Origin of the sequence: Dactylosporangium vinaceum, assembly GCF_019904175.1 — a bacterium.
Taxonomy (GTDB): domain Bacteria; phylum Actinomycetota; class Actinomycetes; order Mycobacteriales; family Micromonosporaceae; genus Dactylosporangium; species Dactylosporangium vinaceum.
The window spans coordinates 7,329,376-7,344,669 of record NZ_CP061913.1; the positions used below are offsets into that span (position 1 = coordinate 7,329,376).

Consider the following 15,294-nt stretch of genomic DNA (forward strand, 5'->3'; position numbering starts at 1 on the left):
GTGTTGACCGTGGCGACCTGGAACGTGCTGCATCGCGTGCACGCCGAGAACTACACGGAGCCGGTCACCGTGCGCTGGCCCGATGAGACGGACCGGGTCGACGCGATCGCCGCCGTGCTGGCCCGGCGCCCGGAGCAGGTCGTCGCGCTGCAGGAGGTCAGCGGCGATCAGCTGGCCGCACTGCACGGTCTGCACTTCACCGTGCACGCGTACCGGTACTCGCGCGTCCCGGCCGTGCGCCGGACCGACCCGCACCTGCAGGACCGGGGCGAGCACCTGGTCATCCTGACCGCCGGGCCGTCCCGGGCGGTGGCCGGCGAGTCCTTCGCCGGTGACCCCGGCAAAGGGCTGCTGGCGGTGGCCGCGTTCGACGCGCTGATCGTGTGCACGCACGTGGGCTTCGGCCCGGCCGCCGGGCGCCAGCTGGCCCGGCTGGCCGCCGCGTCGTCCGACCGGACCGTGCTCCTGGGGGACTTCAACGCGGACGCCGCGACGGTCTCGGCCGGTCTGGGCCCGGACTTCACGGTCGCGGGCACGGCACCGGGATCGCTCCCGACCCGCCCGGGCGCCCGCGTCCCGGACATCGACCACGTCGCCGTGCGCGGCGGCGCGGCGCACCCGGCCCGGGTCGAGGACGCGAACGGCCTGTCCGATCACAACCTGCTGTCGGCGGCCGTGCACTGGTAGGCCGCCACCTGCCGGTCGACGGCGAACCCGGCCCGGGCGTAGACGGACGGCGCGCCGGTCGGGTTGGCCGCGTCCATGGTGAGGGTGGCGACCGTGAACCCCTGTGCGCCGGCCGCCGCGAGCACCTCGGTCAGCAGCGCTGTCGCGATGCCGCGGCGCCGCCGGTCGGGGGCGGTGCCGACCTGGCCGATGTAGAGCGTGCCCCGGTCGTACGGCAGCACGAACCCCGCGATCGCGTCGCCGTCGAGCGCCAGCCGCGCGAGGTCGCCCCGGAACTGCTCCGACTCCACAGTCAGCGCCTTCCACTCCGGGAAGCTCCTCTCCTGGTGACCCCAGAGCTCGGCGAAGGCGGCGGCGTGCACGCGGTACAACTCGAAAGCCTGTGTCGTGTCGAACGGCACGACCCGGAGTCCCTCGGGCCCGGGCTGCGCCGGCGGGTCGCCGATCGGCGCCGACATCTCCACGAAGTATCGAACGACGTGGAACCCGAACCGCGCGTAGAGCCGGATCGACGGCCGGTCGCCCACCGCGGCGATGACCTGGGCCCGATGCCCCGCGGCGACCCGCAGCTGCCAGGCCAGCACCGCGCGCCCGATCCCGAGACCGCGCCGTTGCGGATGTACCGCACCGATGAGCTCGACCCGATCCCCCTGCGCCAGCGGCACGATCCCGACACCGGCCAGGCGCCCGTCGCCGTCGAGCGCGGCCAGGGTGTCGGTGCCGAGGTCACGGACCTCGTGCCGCAGCAGCTCCTCGAACTCCGCCACGGCGTACTCACCCCGCAGCCCGTCGGCCCGGTCGGCCAGGTTCACCAGCTCCGCGATCGCCGCCGCGTCCTGCGGGCCGCACGCCCGGGTCCTGAAGCCCTGCATAGCCGCCCTTCGAAAGGGGCCACGAGATCAGAGCGCCGGCGGGGAGGGAGTTGAACCCTTCCGTCCCATGGGGCCGGATTCGCCAGAGAAGTATCCGCCGGCTGCGCACCGTGACCGCCGCCCACTGTAGGCGCCGGGAGCGTGCCCGGCACCCGATTAATTCCCGGATTGGTGCCAGCCACGGCCCGGCCGGCGGACCGCGGGCCGGCGGCCGTCTACGGTCCCGGCATGACGAGAGTCCGCACCGGCACCGTGGTGGCGCTGGCGGCCGCCGTGGTGGCGGCCGCGGCCGTGCTCGCCGCGCAGCTGGTCTCGCTCGGCCCCGGCTCGACCGCGTACGCCGCCGCCGCGTTCGAGCGGACCGGGCCGGTCGTGGGGCCGGGCGAGAACCCGCTGTACGCGATCCAGGAGGTGCTCAAGGGCCAGACCGCGGCCGTGCTGCACGGTGACCGCGACGCCTACCTGGGAGCGATCCCGGTGGCCGACACGACGCTGCGCGACCGGGCCGGTGACCGGTTCGACGCGCTCACGGCGCTGCACGTCACGCGCTGGGACCTCGCCACGAACGGCGTGCCGGGACAGGTGAACGGCGCCTGGCGGCTGCCGGTGTCGATCGGCTACTGCTTCGACGACCCGGGCTGCACGCCGATCCCGCTGCTGATCGACACCGAGTGGACGGTCGTGCACGGCCGGGTCCGGCTGGTCGGCTACGAGCAGACCGACCGGCCCTGGGACCGGTCCCGGCTGACCGTGCGACGGGGTGAGCGGGTCACGGTCGCCGGGGCCGGGTCGGTGGCACCGGAGCTCCTCGATCGGCTGCTGCAGGCGTCCGAGCGGGGCGCGCCGATCGACGACCGGGCCGCCTCCGCGTTCGGCGGGCCGCCGCGCCGCTACCTCGTGTACGTCGCCGGGGACGAGGAGTGGAAACGCTGGTACGTGGGCGACACCGAGAACGCCGCCGCGTACACGATCCCGCTGCAGCCCGGCACGGCCGAGGTGGTCGTCCACGACCGCTCGATCCGCGCCGACGACTGGAATCTCACGATGATGACGCACGAGTTCGCGCACGTCGTCACGCTCGTCGGCAACCGCTACCCGGCCGGCGCCTGGTGGCTGGTCGAGGGCATCGCCGAGTACATCGCCAACGGCGACGGCGGTGCGCTGCACGACGACCTCGACGCCGTGCAGCGCTACCTCACGGCCGGCCGCTGGGACGGCACCGTCGCGCTGGGCCCGCCGGCCGCCGGGGCGACGCTCGACGACACGGTGGCCCGGTACGGCATCGCCCTGCTGGCCGTGGCGTACCTGGCGCAGCGCTTCGGCGAGGCGAAGCTGTTCGCGTTCTTCACCGAGGTGGTGCGCAGGTACGGCACCGTCGAGGCCGCGTCCCGCACGGTCCTGGGCGCCGAGTGGCCGGCGGTGGCGAAGGACGCGGCCGCCGCGGTCCGTCAGGCCGGGCGGCAGTAGCGCGCGGCGGGGTCGCCCGCGCGTGCGCAGCGGCCCGGTCCACGACGCCCGTGAAACTTGCTCTTCTTTCGCCGCGGCGCCGGATCGCTGGTATGACTGGTGCCGTGCGGATTCGGGCGTTGGGGTGGCCGCTGGCGGGCGCGGTGGCGCTGGTCCTGGCGGTCGCCGGCCTGGTCTCGCTGCCCTGGTCGGCGTCCGCGGCCGACCCGGCGATCCAGGACACGGCCCGCGGCGGCGGCCTGGGCCAGGCCCAGTTCACCGGCGGCTGGAGCCGCTGCGCCGGCACCTGCGCCAAGGCGAGCGACAACAGCTACGTGTGGACGGACGTCACGGGCGCCGCGGCCACCGTGCGATTCACGGGCCGCCAGATCGCCGTGTACGGCGTGCGGGACCCGGCGGCGTTCATTGCCACGGCAACGATCGACGGTGGCCCGGCCGCGGACGTCGACGAGTACGCGCCGGCCGCCTCGGCCGCGGCCGAGCGCGTGTGGACATCGCCCGTACTGGCCGACGGCGCGCACACGCTGGTCCTGCGCCTGACGAACCGCAAGCACCCGGCGTCGGCCGGCGGGAAGGTGTTCACGTTCGACCGCGCCGACATCGTGAGCAACCCGGCCGGCCCCGGCCCGTCCGCGACCCGGGCACCGGCCGGTGCGGCCGCTCCCGCTCCCGGGCTGGGGGCGGGGCCGGGGCGAGCGTCCGGGCTGCCCTGGTCCGATGGCGGCTACTTCCTGCACGACCCGGCCCAGGCCGACGCCTTCGCCGCGTGGCGCGGGCGCCCGGTCGACAACATCCTGGCGTTCACGTCGCGGGCGACGTTCACGGCGCTGCTGAACCCGTGGTGGGCCGACAGCGTCCCGGCCTCGTTCAGCGCCGTCCGGGACGATTTCATTGTGGCGGTACCCCTCTGGAGCGATGACGGCAGCGCGGGGACCGACGCGGAGTGGGCCGAGCTCGCGGCGGAGATCGCGGCCGTGGACGCCGACGCGTACGTCCGGCTCGGCTGGGAGATGAACTGCTGCACCTCCCTGGCCACCGACCCGGCCGTGTGGCGCGCCCAGTTCACCCGGGCCGCCACCCTGCTCAAAACGGCCGCGCCGGGCCTGCGGATCGTGTTCAACCCGAACGAGGGCACCAGCGAGCCGGGCCTGGTCAAGGACGCCTCGACGCTGTTCGTGCCCGGCCTGGTGGACGTCGTCGCCATCGACGCCTACGACTGGCACCCGAGCTACGACCGGGACGCGGCCGCGCACTTCACGAAGCAGTACGGCTGGGACTGGTGGTACACCTTCGCCCGCTCGAAAGGGCTGCCGTTCGCCCTTGGCGAGTTCGGTGTCATGAACGGCTACGACGACCCGGCCTTCTTCACAGAGGTGTACTCGTGGCTGCGGGCCAAACCGCCGGGCACCATCGCGTTCGTGACGCTGTTCAACGAGCCCGCCGACTACTGCCGCTGCAGCGTGTATCCGCCGGGCGCCAACCCGGCCGCGGCCGCCCGCTACCGGGAGATCATCGCCGCCGGCTGAGCCGTTCGCGCTCACGCGGAGAATTCCGGTGCACCCGCCGGGCGCTGACACTAGGGTCGCGCCATGGAGATCCGTGATGCGACGCCGGCCGATGCGCTGAGCGCCGAGGAGGTCGTCGCGGCGGCATTCGGCGAGCCGGCGGACGGCCGGGTCGTGCAGATGATGCGCGCCCTGCGGGCCGGCGGAGCTGCGCGGGCGAGCCTTGTCGCCGTCGTCGACGGGGAGCTGGTCGGGCACGTCGGCCTCTCCCGCGCCTGGGTGGACGCCCGACGTGAGCTGGTCGAGGTGCTGGTGCTCTCCCCGCTGTCGGTACGCCCCGACCGCCAGCGCCAAGGCGTCGGCACCGCACTGGTCAAGGCGGCGCTGGCAACCGCCGAGGCCACTGACGCGCCGGCCGTCTTCCTCGAGGGCAGCCCCGACTACTACGGACGCCGCGGGTTCGGCTACGCCTCCCCGCTCGGGTTCGAGCCGCCCTCCACCCGCGTCCCGATCCCGGGGTTCCAGGTGGTGCTGCTCCCGTCGCACCAGCCGTGGATGGTCGGCCGGCTGATCTATCCCGAGGCGTTCTGGACCACCGACACGGTCGGCCTGCGCGACCCCGAGCTGGAGCAGGTGGAAGCGCAGATCGCGGCGTGGCGGGCGGCGCACGGCGCGCAGGAGGCCGCAGCCGGTCCGGCGCACTAGCTCGGCGGCGGCGCCGGCGTGCAGGTCCAGCGGCCGTCCTGCCAGCCGCAGACCTGCTCGTAGCCGGAGCGGAACGACCCGAGCCAGGCGATGTCGTCCTCGTAGCGCACGGGCGGCGGTGCCGGGGTGAAGTTCGCCGCGTCGTCGCTGCTGCCGCTGCCGTCATAGCGGGCGACGATCGGATACGGGTACACCGGCCGGGTCCGCACGACGGCGTCGTCCTGGCGCTTCGTGGCGACGAGCCGGTCGGGTGCGACGCCCTGCTCGACCCAGGCGAGGGTCGGGGTGATCGCGTCGAACGCGTCAGGTCCCTGCCCGTCGCCGCAGTGGGCGACGCCCGGCAGCATGAACAGGCGGGCGAAGCGCTGCGTGGCGTTCACGCCGCCCATGCGTTCGGTGAGGGCGTGGTAGTAGGCGATCGTCCCGTACGGCGAGATCGCCTGGTCGGCCCAGCCGTGCCAGAGCAGCAGCTTCCCGCCCGCGGCACGGAAGGCGCTCAGGTCGGGGTCGCTCGCGTCGTAGATGCCGGCCCGCTGGAAGATCTCGTAGAACGTCGCCGAGTCGTAGTGCAGGTCGCGCAGTGTCATCGACGGCCGCGGGGACGCGTAGGCGAGGTACTTCAGCGCGCTCGTCGCGTTGCCCTCGGCCACGGCCGGCGCGCCGGTCGCGGTCGGGGTGACCCAGCGGGCCCAGTTCGCCTCCGAGCCCACGGGCTCGCCGCCCGGGTACATCCGCCGGCCCCGCTCGTCGCGCGGCCCGTCGTAGAGCTTGCGCACGGCGTCGACCTGCGCGTCGGTGAGGCAGGTCGCGGTGTCGGTCCCCGACGGGCAGCGCAGGCTCCGCGGATCGAACGAGCAGGCCCGCGGGTCGTCGATCTGCCCGTCGGCGAGCCCGTCGCGGGCATCGCACTCGCGCAGGACGGCGGCGTGCAGCGCGGGAAGCTTCGCGGCGGTCAGGATGGGCCGGCCCTGCGCGTCGGTGTTCGCCGTGGCGTGCCAGCCCGCCGACCACACGATGAGCGACGTGAGCAGCGATGCCGGGGCGCCGGCGACGATACCGTCGAAGTCGTGCGGGTAGCGCTGCGCCTCGGTCAGCCCCTGGTGGCCACCCTGCGAGCAGCCGTCGAAGTACGAGTAGCGCGGCCCCTGCCCGTAGTAGAGCGCGATGAGCCGCTTCGCGACGAGGGCGACCACGTGGTCGGCCCGGTAGCCGAAGTCGACCCGCAGCTGCGGATCGGCGCCGAATGTCGCGTCGAAGCCGGAGACGCCGACGTGCCCCTCGTTGTTGGTGGCGACGACGAAGTCACCGCGGTCCAGCGGCACACACCCGTCCGCCGCGTCGGCGAAGAAGTCGACGCTGCCGCAGAACGCCCCGCACCCGGTCTGCAGATAGCGCTGCCGCCACGTCCTGGTCGGCAGCAGCACGTCGAACTGGATCTGCGGCGCCGCGATCCCCTTGACCTCACAGGCCGCCCACCCACCCGGCGAGGTCGTGGCCGTCGCGGACCCGACGACCGCCGCCGCCCCGGGCGTCTCCGACAGGTCCTGCCCGACGAGGCTCGCGCAGTCGACTTTCGGCAGCACCACGGCCGGCCCGGAGCCCGAGCCGTCAGCCGCGCCGGGCATTGCGGCCACTGTCGTGTAGGGCCCGGCCGGCCCGCCACCGGCCAGCGCGAGGACGGCCAGCAGCGCCGGCAACGCCCGCAGCCCCACGGCCCGTCCCGGCTTCCGGCCCCACAGGCGAGCGCGCATGGCTGTCCTCCCGGTTCCGCGGCGAGCGCGTCATCGCGGGCCTCCGGCGACGCCGGCGACCCCCGCGAGACGAGCACGGAAAGCCAAGTACGGACGTGGACAGGCGTCAATCTTGAACCCGACACCGAAACTCGCGCCGGCAGGCAACCCGGGCGCCGTCAGGAATGTCCCGAGCGGCAACGGCATCGTGCTGAGCCTGCACTACTTCGACATCCCGCCGGACCTGCCGGCCCCGCTGGAGTCGGTGCCGCAGCTGCAGGCGGCGCTGGCGCGGCACACGGCGGCGGCGGGGGTCGGGCTCGTCGACTGTGCCGTCGAGCCGGTCGACGGCGTGCCGGCCGTGCGCCAGCTCGTGAAGCTGAGGCACCCGCGGGGCCACGGACAGGTGTTCATCGCCTCCTGCACGGTGCCCCGGGCCACCTGCAGCACCGTGCTGAAGCTCCAGGCGCCCGAGCGCGGCATGACCGGCTTCCGCGAGGCCATCATCATGCAACGGCTGCTGCCGACGGTCCGCCTGGACCCGCGCTTCAAGGCCGAGCCCGCCTTTGCCTGATCGGCGACAGTCCCGGGCGGCCCGCCGGACGGGCCGGGCGGCCGGGGCACGGCGACGCCGGCGCTGTGAGCGTCGCCGATGCGGCCGGCCCTTCACCCCCTCCGCGGGGCCCTACAGCCCGGCCCCGGTGCGGTGCAGCGGCGGGTTGAGCCGGGCGAAGCCTTCCTGGCGCTCGTACGGGAAGTACGGATACGGCGCCGGGCGGGCGCTCGCGGCGTCGAGGCGGCCCACCTGCTCGGGGGTCAGCGCCCAGCCCACCGCGCCGATGTTCTGGCGCAGCTGCTCCTCGTTGCGCGCGCCGATGATGACGCTCGCCACCGTCGGGCGGCGCAGGAGCCAGTTGACGGCGATCTGCGGCACCGCCTTGCCGGTCTCGGCGGCGAGCTCGTCGAGGACGTCGACGACGGCGAAGAGCCGCTCGTCGTCGACCGGCGGGCCGAACTCCGCGGTGGCGTGCAGCCGGCTGCCGTCGGGCAGCGGGGCACCCCGGCGGACCCGCCCGGTGAGCCGGCCCCAGCCGAGCGGGCTCCACACGACCGCGCCGACGCCCTGGTCGCGGCCGAGCGGCAGCAGCTCCCACTCGTAGTCGCGGCCGACGAGGGAGTAGTAGACCTGGTGCGCCACGTACCGGCGGCGGCGGTCCCGGTCGGCCACGGCCAGCGACTGCATGAGCTGCCAGCCGGAGAAGTTCGACGCGCCCAGGTAGCGGATCTTGCCGGCGGTCACGAGATCGTCGAGCGTGCCCACGACCTCCTCGACCGGCGTCCCGGCGTCGAACGCGTGCAGCTGATACAGGTCGATGTACTCCGTGCCGAGCCGGCGCAGCGCCGCGTCGACGGACCGGATCAGCCGCGCCCGTGACGTTCCGGCGTCGTTGGGCCCGTCGCCGGTCGGCAGCCCGCTCTTGGTCGAGATGAGCACGGCGTCGCGCCGGCCCCGGATCGCCTGGCCGAGCACGGTCTCGGAGGCGCCGTCGGAGTACACGTCCGCGGTGTCGAACATCGTGATCCCGGCGTCGAGGCAGACATCGACGAGCCGGCGCGCCTCGCGGGCATCGGTGCTGCCCCAGTTGCCGAACAGCGGCCCCGCGCCGCCGAATGTGCCGGCCCCGAAGCTGAGGGCCGGGACGTGCAGACCCGAAGAGCCGAGTCGTCGGTACTCCACCATGCCTCCCATTAAAGGTACTGTGATTCCGTTAAGGTTCGGCGGTACCATAGCAGGCACCCGACTCTTAATGGAACCGGAGAACCGTTATGACGGCCGCCACCACCCGCCCCGGCGGACGGACCGCACGCGTCCGTGCGGCCGTGCTGCAGGCCACGGCCGACGCCCTGATCGAGCACGGCTTCGACCGCCTGGACCTGGCCGACGTGGCCCGCCGCGCGCTCGTCGGCAAGACGACGGTGTACCGGCGCTGGGGCACCGTCGCCGCCCTGGTCGCCGACCTGCTGTCCGACATGGCCGAGCAGTCGGTGCCCCGCACGGAGACCGGCACCCTGGCCGGCGACCTGCGCGCGAACGCTCGCCTGGTCCAGCGCACGCTCACCGACCCCCGCCAGGGCCCGCTGTTCCGCGCCGTCATCGTCGCCGCCACCTGCGACCCGCGCGCAGCCGAGGCCCTGCACCGCTTCTACGCGATCCGCATCGCCGAGTGGTCTCCCTGCGTCACCCGGGCGACGGCCCGCGGCGACCTCCCGCCCGGCACCGACCCGGGCGAGGTGATCCGCGCCGTCTCCGCCCCGCTGTACTACCGCCTGCTCATCTCCGGCGACCCCCTCGACGAGGCCGCCGCCGACCGGGCCGCCGCCGCCGCCCTCGCCGCCGCCCGGGCCGGTGCCTACACCGCGGCCGGGAGTGCTCCCGGCGCCCCGAACGCCTGAGGCGGGCAACTGGGACGCGACCCCGGACGGCCGGGCGTGGCGAGCGAGGACTGCCGCGCCGCCCGGGCAACGGTAGGTTGCGGCAATGGTCGACTTCGGGATGCTGCTGCACGCGTACGGCCCGGCCACCGACACGCCCGGGCACCTGGCCGCGCTCACGGGCGGGGACGCCGAGGCGAAGCGGGCGGCCCAGCAGCACCTCTGGGGGGCGATCATCCACCAGGGCACGCCGTGGCTGGCGACGCCGCCGGCCGCGCTCGCCGTGGCCGCGCTCGTCGGCGATCCGCGGCTGGCCGGGCCGTCGGACGCGCCGCTGCGGGCCAACCTGCTCGACTTCCTCGGCGCCGTGGCCGCGGCCGGGCGCAGCACCGATCGGGACATCGAGGACCTCACACCCGAGCAGGAGGCCGAGCTGCGCCGGGCGATCGAGGAGGACGACGACGAGGCCGTCTACGCCGACGAGGACCTCGGCAACGCCGTCTACGGCCGGGCCGTCGCCGGCTGCCGCGAGATCATCCCGGTCATCGCCGCCGCGGCCCGGGCCGCTCTCGCCGATGACGACGCGGCCGTGCGGGCGTCGGGCGCCGCCACCATCGGCGCGTGCGGGATCGGCACCGACGGGCTGGCGGCGCTCGCGGCCGCGGCGGGCCCGGACGAGCGGGCCGCGATCGTGCTCACGATGGCCGAGCTGGGCCAGGACGTCCGGCCGTTCCTGACCGATCCGCATCCGGGTGTCCGCGCCTGCGCCGCCCTGGCACCGGCGCTCGCCGATGACGAGGCGGCCACCGCGGAGATCCTGGCCGCGCTGGCGGACCCGGCGGCCATCGCGACCTGGTTCGGCAGGAGGCCGCCCCAGCTCCCGAGGCACGTGCGCTTCCCGCTGATCGCCGCCGCCGTGGACCGCGTTGCCGACCGGGCGCGGCTGCTGCCGGCCGCACTGGCGCTCGCGCCGATCGTGAGCGTGTACACCGTCCGCGACGACTGGGGAGTCCTCCTGCAGGCGCTGCCGCACGAGCAGCGGCGGGTGTACCTCCACGCGCTCGCCGAGCACGAGGAGCTCTGGGACCCCACGAACGGCAGTGCGGGCCTGATGTTCGAGCAGGCCGGGCTCCCCTATGACCGGGCGGCCAGCCAGTCCGCGTAGCCGATCGCGCCGATGTGCGCGTGCGGGCCGGTGGTGAGCTGGGTGTCGTCGATGTGCGCGCCGAAGTAGGTGGCCGCCGGGTCGGTGACGATGATCGTCGAGGGGTCGACGGCCCGGCGCACGAACTCGTCCAGGCCGATCTTCTCCGGGCCGCCGAGCTCGACGATGCCCTTGACCGGCGGCGCCGGCACGACCTCGGCCAGGAGCCGGGCCACGTCGTCGGCGGCGACCGGCTGGAGCTTGGCCGGCGTGAGGTGGGCAGTGCCGTCGGGGCCGGTGGCGGAGGCGGCGATCCCGGCCGCGAACTCGTAGAACTGGGTGGCCCGCACGATCGTGAACGGCACCGGGCCGCTCGTGATCAGCTCCTCCTGGACCGCCTTGGCCCGCAGGTAGCCGCTGTCGGGCACCCGATCGGTACCGACGATCGACAGGGCGACGTGGTGCCCGACCCCCGCCTTGGCCGCCGCGGCCAGCTGGTTGGCGGTCGACGTGCGGAAGAACGCGAGCACGTCGTCGTCGGCGAACGACGGCGAGTTGGTCACGTCCACGCTCACGTCGGCGCCGGCCAGGACCTCGTCGAGCCCGATGCCGGCGATGGTGTCCACGCCCGAGCTGGGTGACGCGGCGACCGGCACGTGGCCGGCCCGCTCGAGCAGCGCGATCAGCTTGCGGCCGATGAGGCCGGTGCCCCCGAAGACAACGATCTTCATGACTGAACCTCCAACTCGGACAACTCTTGTCCGGGATGACCTGACTGTACCCGGACACCACGTGTCCGAGTCAAGTAGGATGGGCGGGTGAAGATGTCGGGCGGCGTCGAGTGGGCCGTGCACTGCTGCGTCGTGCTGACCGCCGCGCGCGGGCCCGTGCCGGCCGCCCGGCTGGCCGAGCTGCACGACGTGTCCGGCAGCTACCTGGCCAAGCAGCTGCAGAGCCTGGCCCGGGCCGGCCTGATCCACTCGGTGCAGGGCCACGCCGGCGGCTACGCGCTTACCCGGGATCCGGCGGATATCACCGTGCTGGACGTGGTCGAGGCGGTCGACGGTGCGGCCCCGGCCTTCACCTGCACCGAGATCAGACAGCGCGGTCCCCTGGCCGCCCCGGCCGAGGCGTGCACGCTTCCGTGCCCCGTGCACCGCACGATGATGGCCGCCGACGATGCCTGGCGGGCGTCGCTGCGCGCGGTGACGATCGCCGACCTGGCCCAGATGGTCACCGCCGACAGCGGCCCGTCGACACTGCTCACCGTGCGCCAGTGGCTGGGCTGAACCCGTGTGCGACAAGTGCGCATCGGCATGACCGGCCCGCGGACGTCCGCCCGGGCCCACCCCGGTCAGGCCGGACGGAGGCGCCTGAGCGCGGAGACGGGGAAGGGCCGGCGCCGCCCCACACGCGGCGCCGGCCCCGTTCCCGTCAGCGCAGCGAGAAGGTCGACAGCCGCGCGGGACCGCCGAACACCAGGTACACGTCGTGCCGGCCGCCCAGACGCGGCAGACGTGCGGTGATGTCGGCATAGGTGTACACGTCAGCGGTGGCCGGAAGGTTCACCGTGGCCACGACCCGACCGTGGACCGGGTCGTCCAGCCGGACCTGGAGCGTCGCCGGGTCGCCCGGGACGGCCGCCCGGGCCGTGAACGTTCCCGGGCCGCCGCACAGGTCGGCGTCGGCGTAGCACAGCCACTGTCCGGCCGCGGTGGCCGCCACCACGGTGCCGCCGGCCAGGACGGTGCCCGAGGAGCCGTCGAAGTCCGCGGCCCGCACCGCGCGCAGGTCACGGGGCGGGATGGTGTCGCCCCGCACCTCGAGCTGCGCCCGCGAGCGGATGTCGGCCGAGGAGGTACCCACGAGAATGTCCTGGGTGGCGCTCTCGACGACCCACCGGTTGCGCGTCGCGTCCCAGATTCGCAGATCCGACGCCGCCAGAGAGAACGTCACGCGCCTGGTCTGACCCGCCTCGAGGTGCACCTGCTGAAAGCCCCGCAGCGCCTCGGGCGGCTGCGGCACCCGCGACCGGCGCTGGTGCGTGTACAGCTGCACGACCTCGTCGCCGGCCCGGGTGCCGGTGTTCGTGACGTCCAGCGTGACCTGCACGGTGCCGCGGCTGTCCATCGTGGACTGCGACAGCGACACGGCGCCGTACCGGAACGCGGTGGACGAGAGCCCGTCCCACCGGTCGGGGTCGGTGGCGTGCGGGCCACGGGCCTCGTCGAGCGCGAGCCGGTGCGGCAGGTCGTCGACGCGCACGGCCATCGGCCGCCGTGGGTCGCGAGACGCCTCCGGCGGGGGTGCCGCCCCGACGCCGGTGGGCGCCGGGGCGGGAGCGGGCGACACGGTCGGGGACATGACGATCAGCCTGCACATGCGGTGCCTCCTAGCTGTGGAGGTGCACGATCACCTGTTCCAGGTCGGCGTCCGCCTCGACGAGGACGCCACCGTCGGCGAAGGGAGCCGAAGGGGATGCGAGCCGGCCGGCGTCCACGGCCGCCACCGTGTCGACGCCGGCCAGCTGCACCCGCCAGGGCGCCGCGCTCCCGCCGCGGCGCACCTCGACGTCGGTCCCGGACCGGCGGACCGTGAACGTTCCCGCCGGCCGGCCCTGCGGGGTGGGGACCTCGACCGTCACGCCCACCCCGTCGTGCAGTTCGTAGGCGCGCAGCGTCACACCGTCCGCGTAGTCGTAGCTCGGACGGTCGTCGTGCGCGCCCAGTGCGATGACCGAGCCGGGCCGGACGAGCACCGGCAGATCGCCGATACCGTACCGGCGCCTGACCCACCCCGGCCCGGTCAGCACCTCCCCGCTGCGCAGGTCCGTCCAGCGGCCCGCGGGCAGGTAGAACGCGGTGTCGCCGGCGGCGCTGAACACCGGGGCGACGAGGATGGAGTCGCCGAGCATGTACTGGCGGTCCAGGTGGGCGCAGGCCGGGTCGTCCGGGAACTCCAGCGCCATCGGCCGCATCACCGGCACACCCTCGCGGTGGGCGGTCACGGCCGCGCCGTACAGGTACGGCATCAGCCGGGCCTTGAGCCGGGTGTACTCCCGCAGCACGGTGACGGCCTCGTCGCCGAACAGCCACGGCACCCGGTACGACCCGCTGCCGTGCAGCCGGCTGTGCGAGGACAGCAGCCCGAACGGGATCCACCGGGTGAACACGGCCGGGTCCGGGGTGCCCTCGAAGCCGCCGATGTCGTGGCTCCAGAAGCCGAACCCGGACATCGCCAGCGACAGCCCGCCGCGCACGCTCTCGGCCATCGACGGGAACGTCGACTCGCAGTCGCCGCCCCAGTGGACCGGGAACTGCTGCCCGCCGGCGGTCGCGGAGCGGGCGAAGAGCACCGCCTCCCCGTCCCCGCGGTGCTCGCGCAGCAGCTCGAAGACCGCCTCGTTGTACAGGTGCGTGTAGTAGTTGTGCATCCGGGCCGGGTCCGAGCCGTCATACCAGACCACGTCGGTCGGGATGCGCTCGCCGAAGTCCGTCTTGAAGGCGTCGACACCCAGGTCGAGCAGAGCCTTGAGCTTGCTCTGGTACCACGCCCGCGCCTGCGGGTTCGTGAAGTCGACGAGGGCCATGCCGGCCTGCCACAGGTCCCACTGCCACACGTCGCCGTTGGGGTACGTCACCAGGTAGCCGGCCGCGGCGCCCTCGGCGAAGAGCTTGGAGCGCTGGGCGATGTACGGGTTGATCCACAGGCAGATGCGCAGCCCCTTGGCCTTGAGCCGGGCGATCATCCCGGCCGGGTCCGGGAACGTCTCCGGGTCCCACTCGAAGTCGCACCAGTGGAACTCGCGCATCCAGAACGTGTCGAAGTGGAACACCGACAGCGGCAGGTCCCGCTCGGCCATCTCGTCCACGATCGCCGTGACGGTGGCCTCGTCGTAGTTGGTGGTGAACGAGGTCGACAGCCACAGCCCGAACGACCAGGCCGGCGGCAGCGCCGGGCGCCCGGTGAGCGCCGTGTACTTGCGCAGCACCTCCTTCGGCGTCGGCCCGTAGACGACCAGGTACTCCAGCACCTGCCCGGGCACGCTGAACTGGACCCGCGACACCGCCTCGGAGCCGACCTCGAACGACACCGGGCCGGGATCGTTCACGAACACGCCGTAGCCGCCGCTGGTGACGTAGAACGGCACGTTCTTGTACGCCTGCTCGCTGCTCGTGCCGCCGTCGGCGTTCCACACGTCGACGGTCTGGCCGTTCTTGACCAGGGGGCCGAACCGCTCGCCGAGGCCGTACACGGTCTCGCCGACCCCGAGCTCGAGCTGCTCGCGCAGGAAGTGCCCGTCGTCGGTGGCCAGCGCGGCGAGGGCTTTGCGCGGGCTGGTGGTGAGCACCCGCCCGCCGGCCGCGAACTCCAGGCGCCACTCGTCGCCGAGCGCGAAGCGGGCGCTGAGCTCGCCGGAGGTGAACGTCGCGTACTCCTCGTCCCGGGTCACCTTCGGCGAGGCGGCCGGGTCGGTCTCGATGCGGAAGTGCGGGCCGCGGTCGACGCCGCCCGCATACCGCGTGACCCGCACCGCGATCACGTCCGGAGCCGGGGCCGTGCACTGCACGGTCAGCAGCGGCATGTTCAGCGTGTCCCCGCGGCTCGCGACGCGCTTGGCCGGCGCATAGACCGTGAGCCGGTCGGACTTGACCTCGACGTCGCGGACGTGCACGGGGTACTGCGGCTCGACGCCGCTGCGCAGACGCCAGTACCCGTCGGTGAACTTCATGCGGGCTCCAGGTGTGGAA

Annotated in this window: 14 protein-coding genes; 8 read left to right on the plus strand and 6 right to left on the minus strand. The window is 74.0% G+C overall.

What is annotated here, in order from left to right:
- Positions 1–687 carry an endonuclease/exonuclease/phosphatase family protein gene (locus Dvina_RS32775; RefSeq protein WP_223093160.1) on the plus strand — a complete coding sequence of 229 codons (687 nt, stop codon included), beginning with the start codon at positions 1–3 and terminating at the stop codon, positions 685–687.
- Here the strand turns inward: Dvina_RS32775 and Dvina_RS32780 are convergent.
- A complete protein-coding gene (locus tag Dvina_RS32780; protein ID WP_223093161.1) occupies positions 654–1,559 on the minus strand; it encodes a GNAT family N-acetyltransferase in 906 nt (301 codons plus the stop codon). The two genes, Dvina_RS32775 and Dvina_RS32780, sit on opposite strands and share 34 nt — an antisense overlap.
- A 228-nt stretch (positions 1,560–1,787) precedes the next feature.
- Between Dvina_RS32780 and Dvina_RS32785 the strand changes: the two genes are divergently transcribed.
- The 3 genes from Dvina_RS32785 (at position 1,788) to Dvina_RS32795 (ending at position 5,236) form a co-directional block, all read left to right on the plus strand.
- Positions 1,788–3,026, plus strand: a complete 1,239-nt coding sequence (locus Dvina_RS32785) for a hypothetical protein (RefSeq protein WP_223093162.1) — start codon at positions 1,788–1,790, stop codon at positions 3,024–3,026.
- 104 nt (positions 3,027–3,130) lie between these two features.
- The gene (locus Dvina_RS32790; protein ID WP_223093163.1) at positions 3,131–4,552 is read left to right on the plus strand and encodes a glycoside hydrolase family 26 protein; all 1,422 of its coding nucleotides are present in this window, start codon (positions 3,131–3,133) and stop codon (positions 4,550–4,552) included.
- A 63-nt stretch (positions 4,553–4,615) separates the two neighbouring features.
- Positions 4,616–5,236 (plus strand): GNAT family N-acetyltransferase, encoded by a 621-nt coding sequence (locus Dvina_RS32795; protein ID WP_223093164.1) that lies wholly within the window; start codon positions 4,616–4,618, stop codon positions 5,234–5,236.
- Here Dvina_RS32795 and Dvina_RS32800 read toward each other — a convergent pair.
- Positions 5,233–6,987, minus strand: a complete 1,755-nt coding sequence (locus tag Dvina_RS32800; protein WP_223093165.1) for a tannase/feruloyl esterase family alpha/beta hydrolase — start codon at positions 6,985–6,987, stop codon at positions 5,233–5,235. The genes Dvina_RS32795 and Dvina_RS32800 overlap by 4 nt on opposite strands.
- Before the next feature lie 112 nt (positions 6,988–7,099).
- On the opposite strand from Dvina_RS32800, the gene Dvina_RS32805 reads away from it, so the two are divergent.
- Positions 7,100–7,540, plus strand: a complete 441-nt coding sequence (locus tag Dvina_RS32805; protein ID WP_223093166.1) for a hypothetical protein — start codon at positions 7,100–7,102, stop codon at positions 7,538–7,540.
- 111 nt (positions 7,541–7,651) lie between these two features.
- On the opposite strand, the gene Dvina_RS32810 is transcribed toward Dvina_RS32805, so the two are convergent.
- Positions 7,652–8,707: an aldo/keto reductase gene (locus tag Dvina_RS32810; protein ID WP_246655467.1), complete on the minus strand. Its 1,056-nt coding sequence runs from the start codon at positions 8,705–8,707 to the stop codon at positions 7,652–7,654.
- Between the two features lie 86 nt (positions 8,708–8,793).
- On the opposite strand from Dvina_RS32810, the gene Dvina_RS32815 reads away from it, so the two are divergent.
- Both Dvina_RS32815 and Dvina_RS32820 read left to right on the plus strand, forming a co-directional pair.
- Positions 8,794–9,420: a TetR/AcrR family transcriptional regulator gene (locus Dvina_RS32815; protein ID WP_223093167.1), complete on the plus strand. Its 627-nt coding sequence runs from the start codon at positions 8,794–8,796 to the stop codon at positions 9,418–9,420.
- 85 nt (positions 9,421–9,505) lie between these two features.
- Positions 9,506–10,564, plus strand: coding sequence for a hypothetical protein (locus tag Dvina_RS32820; protein ID WP_223093168.1), 1,059 nt, complete (start codon positions 9,506–9,508; stop codon positions 10,562–10,564).
- On the opposite strand, the gene Dvina_RS32825 is transcribed toward Dvina_RS32820, so the two are convergent.
- A complete protein-coding gene (locus Dvina_RS32825; RefSeq protein ID WP_223093169.1) occupies positions 10,534–11,274 on the minus strand; it encodes an SDR family oxidoreductase in 741 nt (246 codons plus the stop codon). The genes Dvina_RS32820 and Dvina_RS32825 overlap by 31 nt on opposite strands.
- Before the next feature lie 93 nt (positions 11,275–11,367).
- Between Dvina_RS32825 and Dvina_RS32830 the strand changes: the two genes are divergently transcribed.
- Entirely contained in the window at positions 11,368–11,832 is a 465-nt protein-coding gene (locus tag Dvina_RS32830) for an RrF2 family transcriptional regulator (protein ID WP_223105837.1), read from the plus strand.
- Between the two features lie 145 nt (positions 11,833–11,977).
- Here Dvina_RS32830 and Dvina_RS32835 read toward each other — a convergent pair whose 3' ends face one another.
- Positions 11,978–12,925: a fibronectin type III-like domain-contianing protein gene (locus Dvina_RS32835; RefSeq protein WP_223093170.1), complete on the minus strand. Its 948-nt coding sequence runs from the start codon at positions 12,923–12,925 to the stop codon at positions 11,978–11,980.
- A 10-nt stretch (positions 12,926–12,935) separates the two neighbouring features.
- Positions 12,936–15,275: an alpha-xylosidase gene (gene yicI, locus Dvina_RS32840; RefSeq protein WP_223093171.1), complete on the minus strand. Its 2,340-nt coding sequence runs from the start codon at positions 15,273–15,275 to the stop codon at positions 12,936–12,938.
- Positions 15,276–15,294: the final 19 nt, after the last annotated feature.

Coding starts and splice junctions, on each gene's coding strand:
- Dvina_RS32800 (WP_223093165.1), bottom strand. CDS start 6,987: ATGCGCGCTCGCCTGTGGGGCCGGAAGCCGGGACGGGCCGTGGGGCTG.
- Dvina_RS32835 (WP_223093170.1), bottom strand. CDS start 12,925: ATGTGCAGGCTGATCGTCATGTCCCCGACCGTGTCGCCCGCTCCCGCC.
- Dvina_RS32815 (WP_223093167.1), top strand. CDS start 8,794: ATGACGGCCGCCACCACCCGCCCCGGCGGACGGACCGCACGCGTCCGT.
- Dvina_RS32810 (WP_246655467.1), bottom strand. CDS start 8,707: ATGGTGGAGTACCGACGACTCGGCTCTTCGGGTCTGCACGTCCCGGCC.
- yicI (WP_223093171.1), bottom strand. CDS start 15,275: ATGAAGTTCACCGACGGGTACTGGCGTCTGCGCAGCGGCGTCGAGCCG.
- Dvina_RS32785 (WP_223093162.1), top strand. CDS start 1,788: ATGACGAGAGTCCGCACCGGCACCGTGGTGGCGCTGGCGGCCGCCGTG.
- Dvina_RS32820 (WP_223093168.1), top strand. CDS start 9,506: ATGGTCGACTTCGGGATGCTGCTGCACGCGTACGGCCCGGCCACCGAC.
- Dvina_RS32830 (WP_223105837.1), top strand. CDS start 11,368: ATGTCGGGCGGCGTCGAGTGGGCCGTGCACTGCTGCGTCGTGCTGACC.
- Dvina_RS32825 (WP_223093169.1), bottom strand. CDS start 11,274: ATGAAGATCGTTGTCTTCGGGGGCACCGGCCTCATCGGCCGCAAGCTG.
- Dvina_RS32795 (WP_223093164.1), top strand. CDS start 4,616: ATGGAGATCCGTGATGCGACGCCGGCCGATGCGCTGAGCGCCGAGGAG.
- Dvina_RS32780 (WP_223093161.1), bottom strand. CDS start 1,559: ATGCAGGGCTTCAGGACCCGGGCGTGCGGCCCGCAGGACGCGGCGGCG.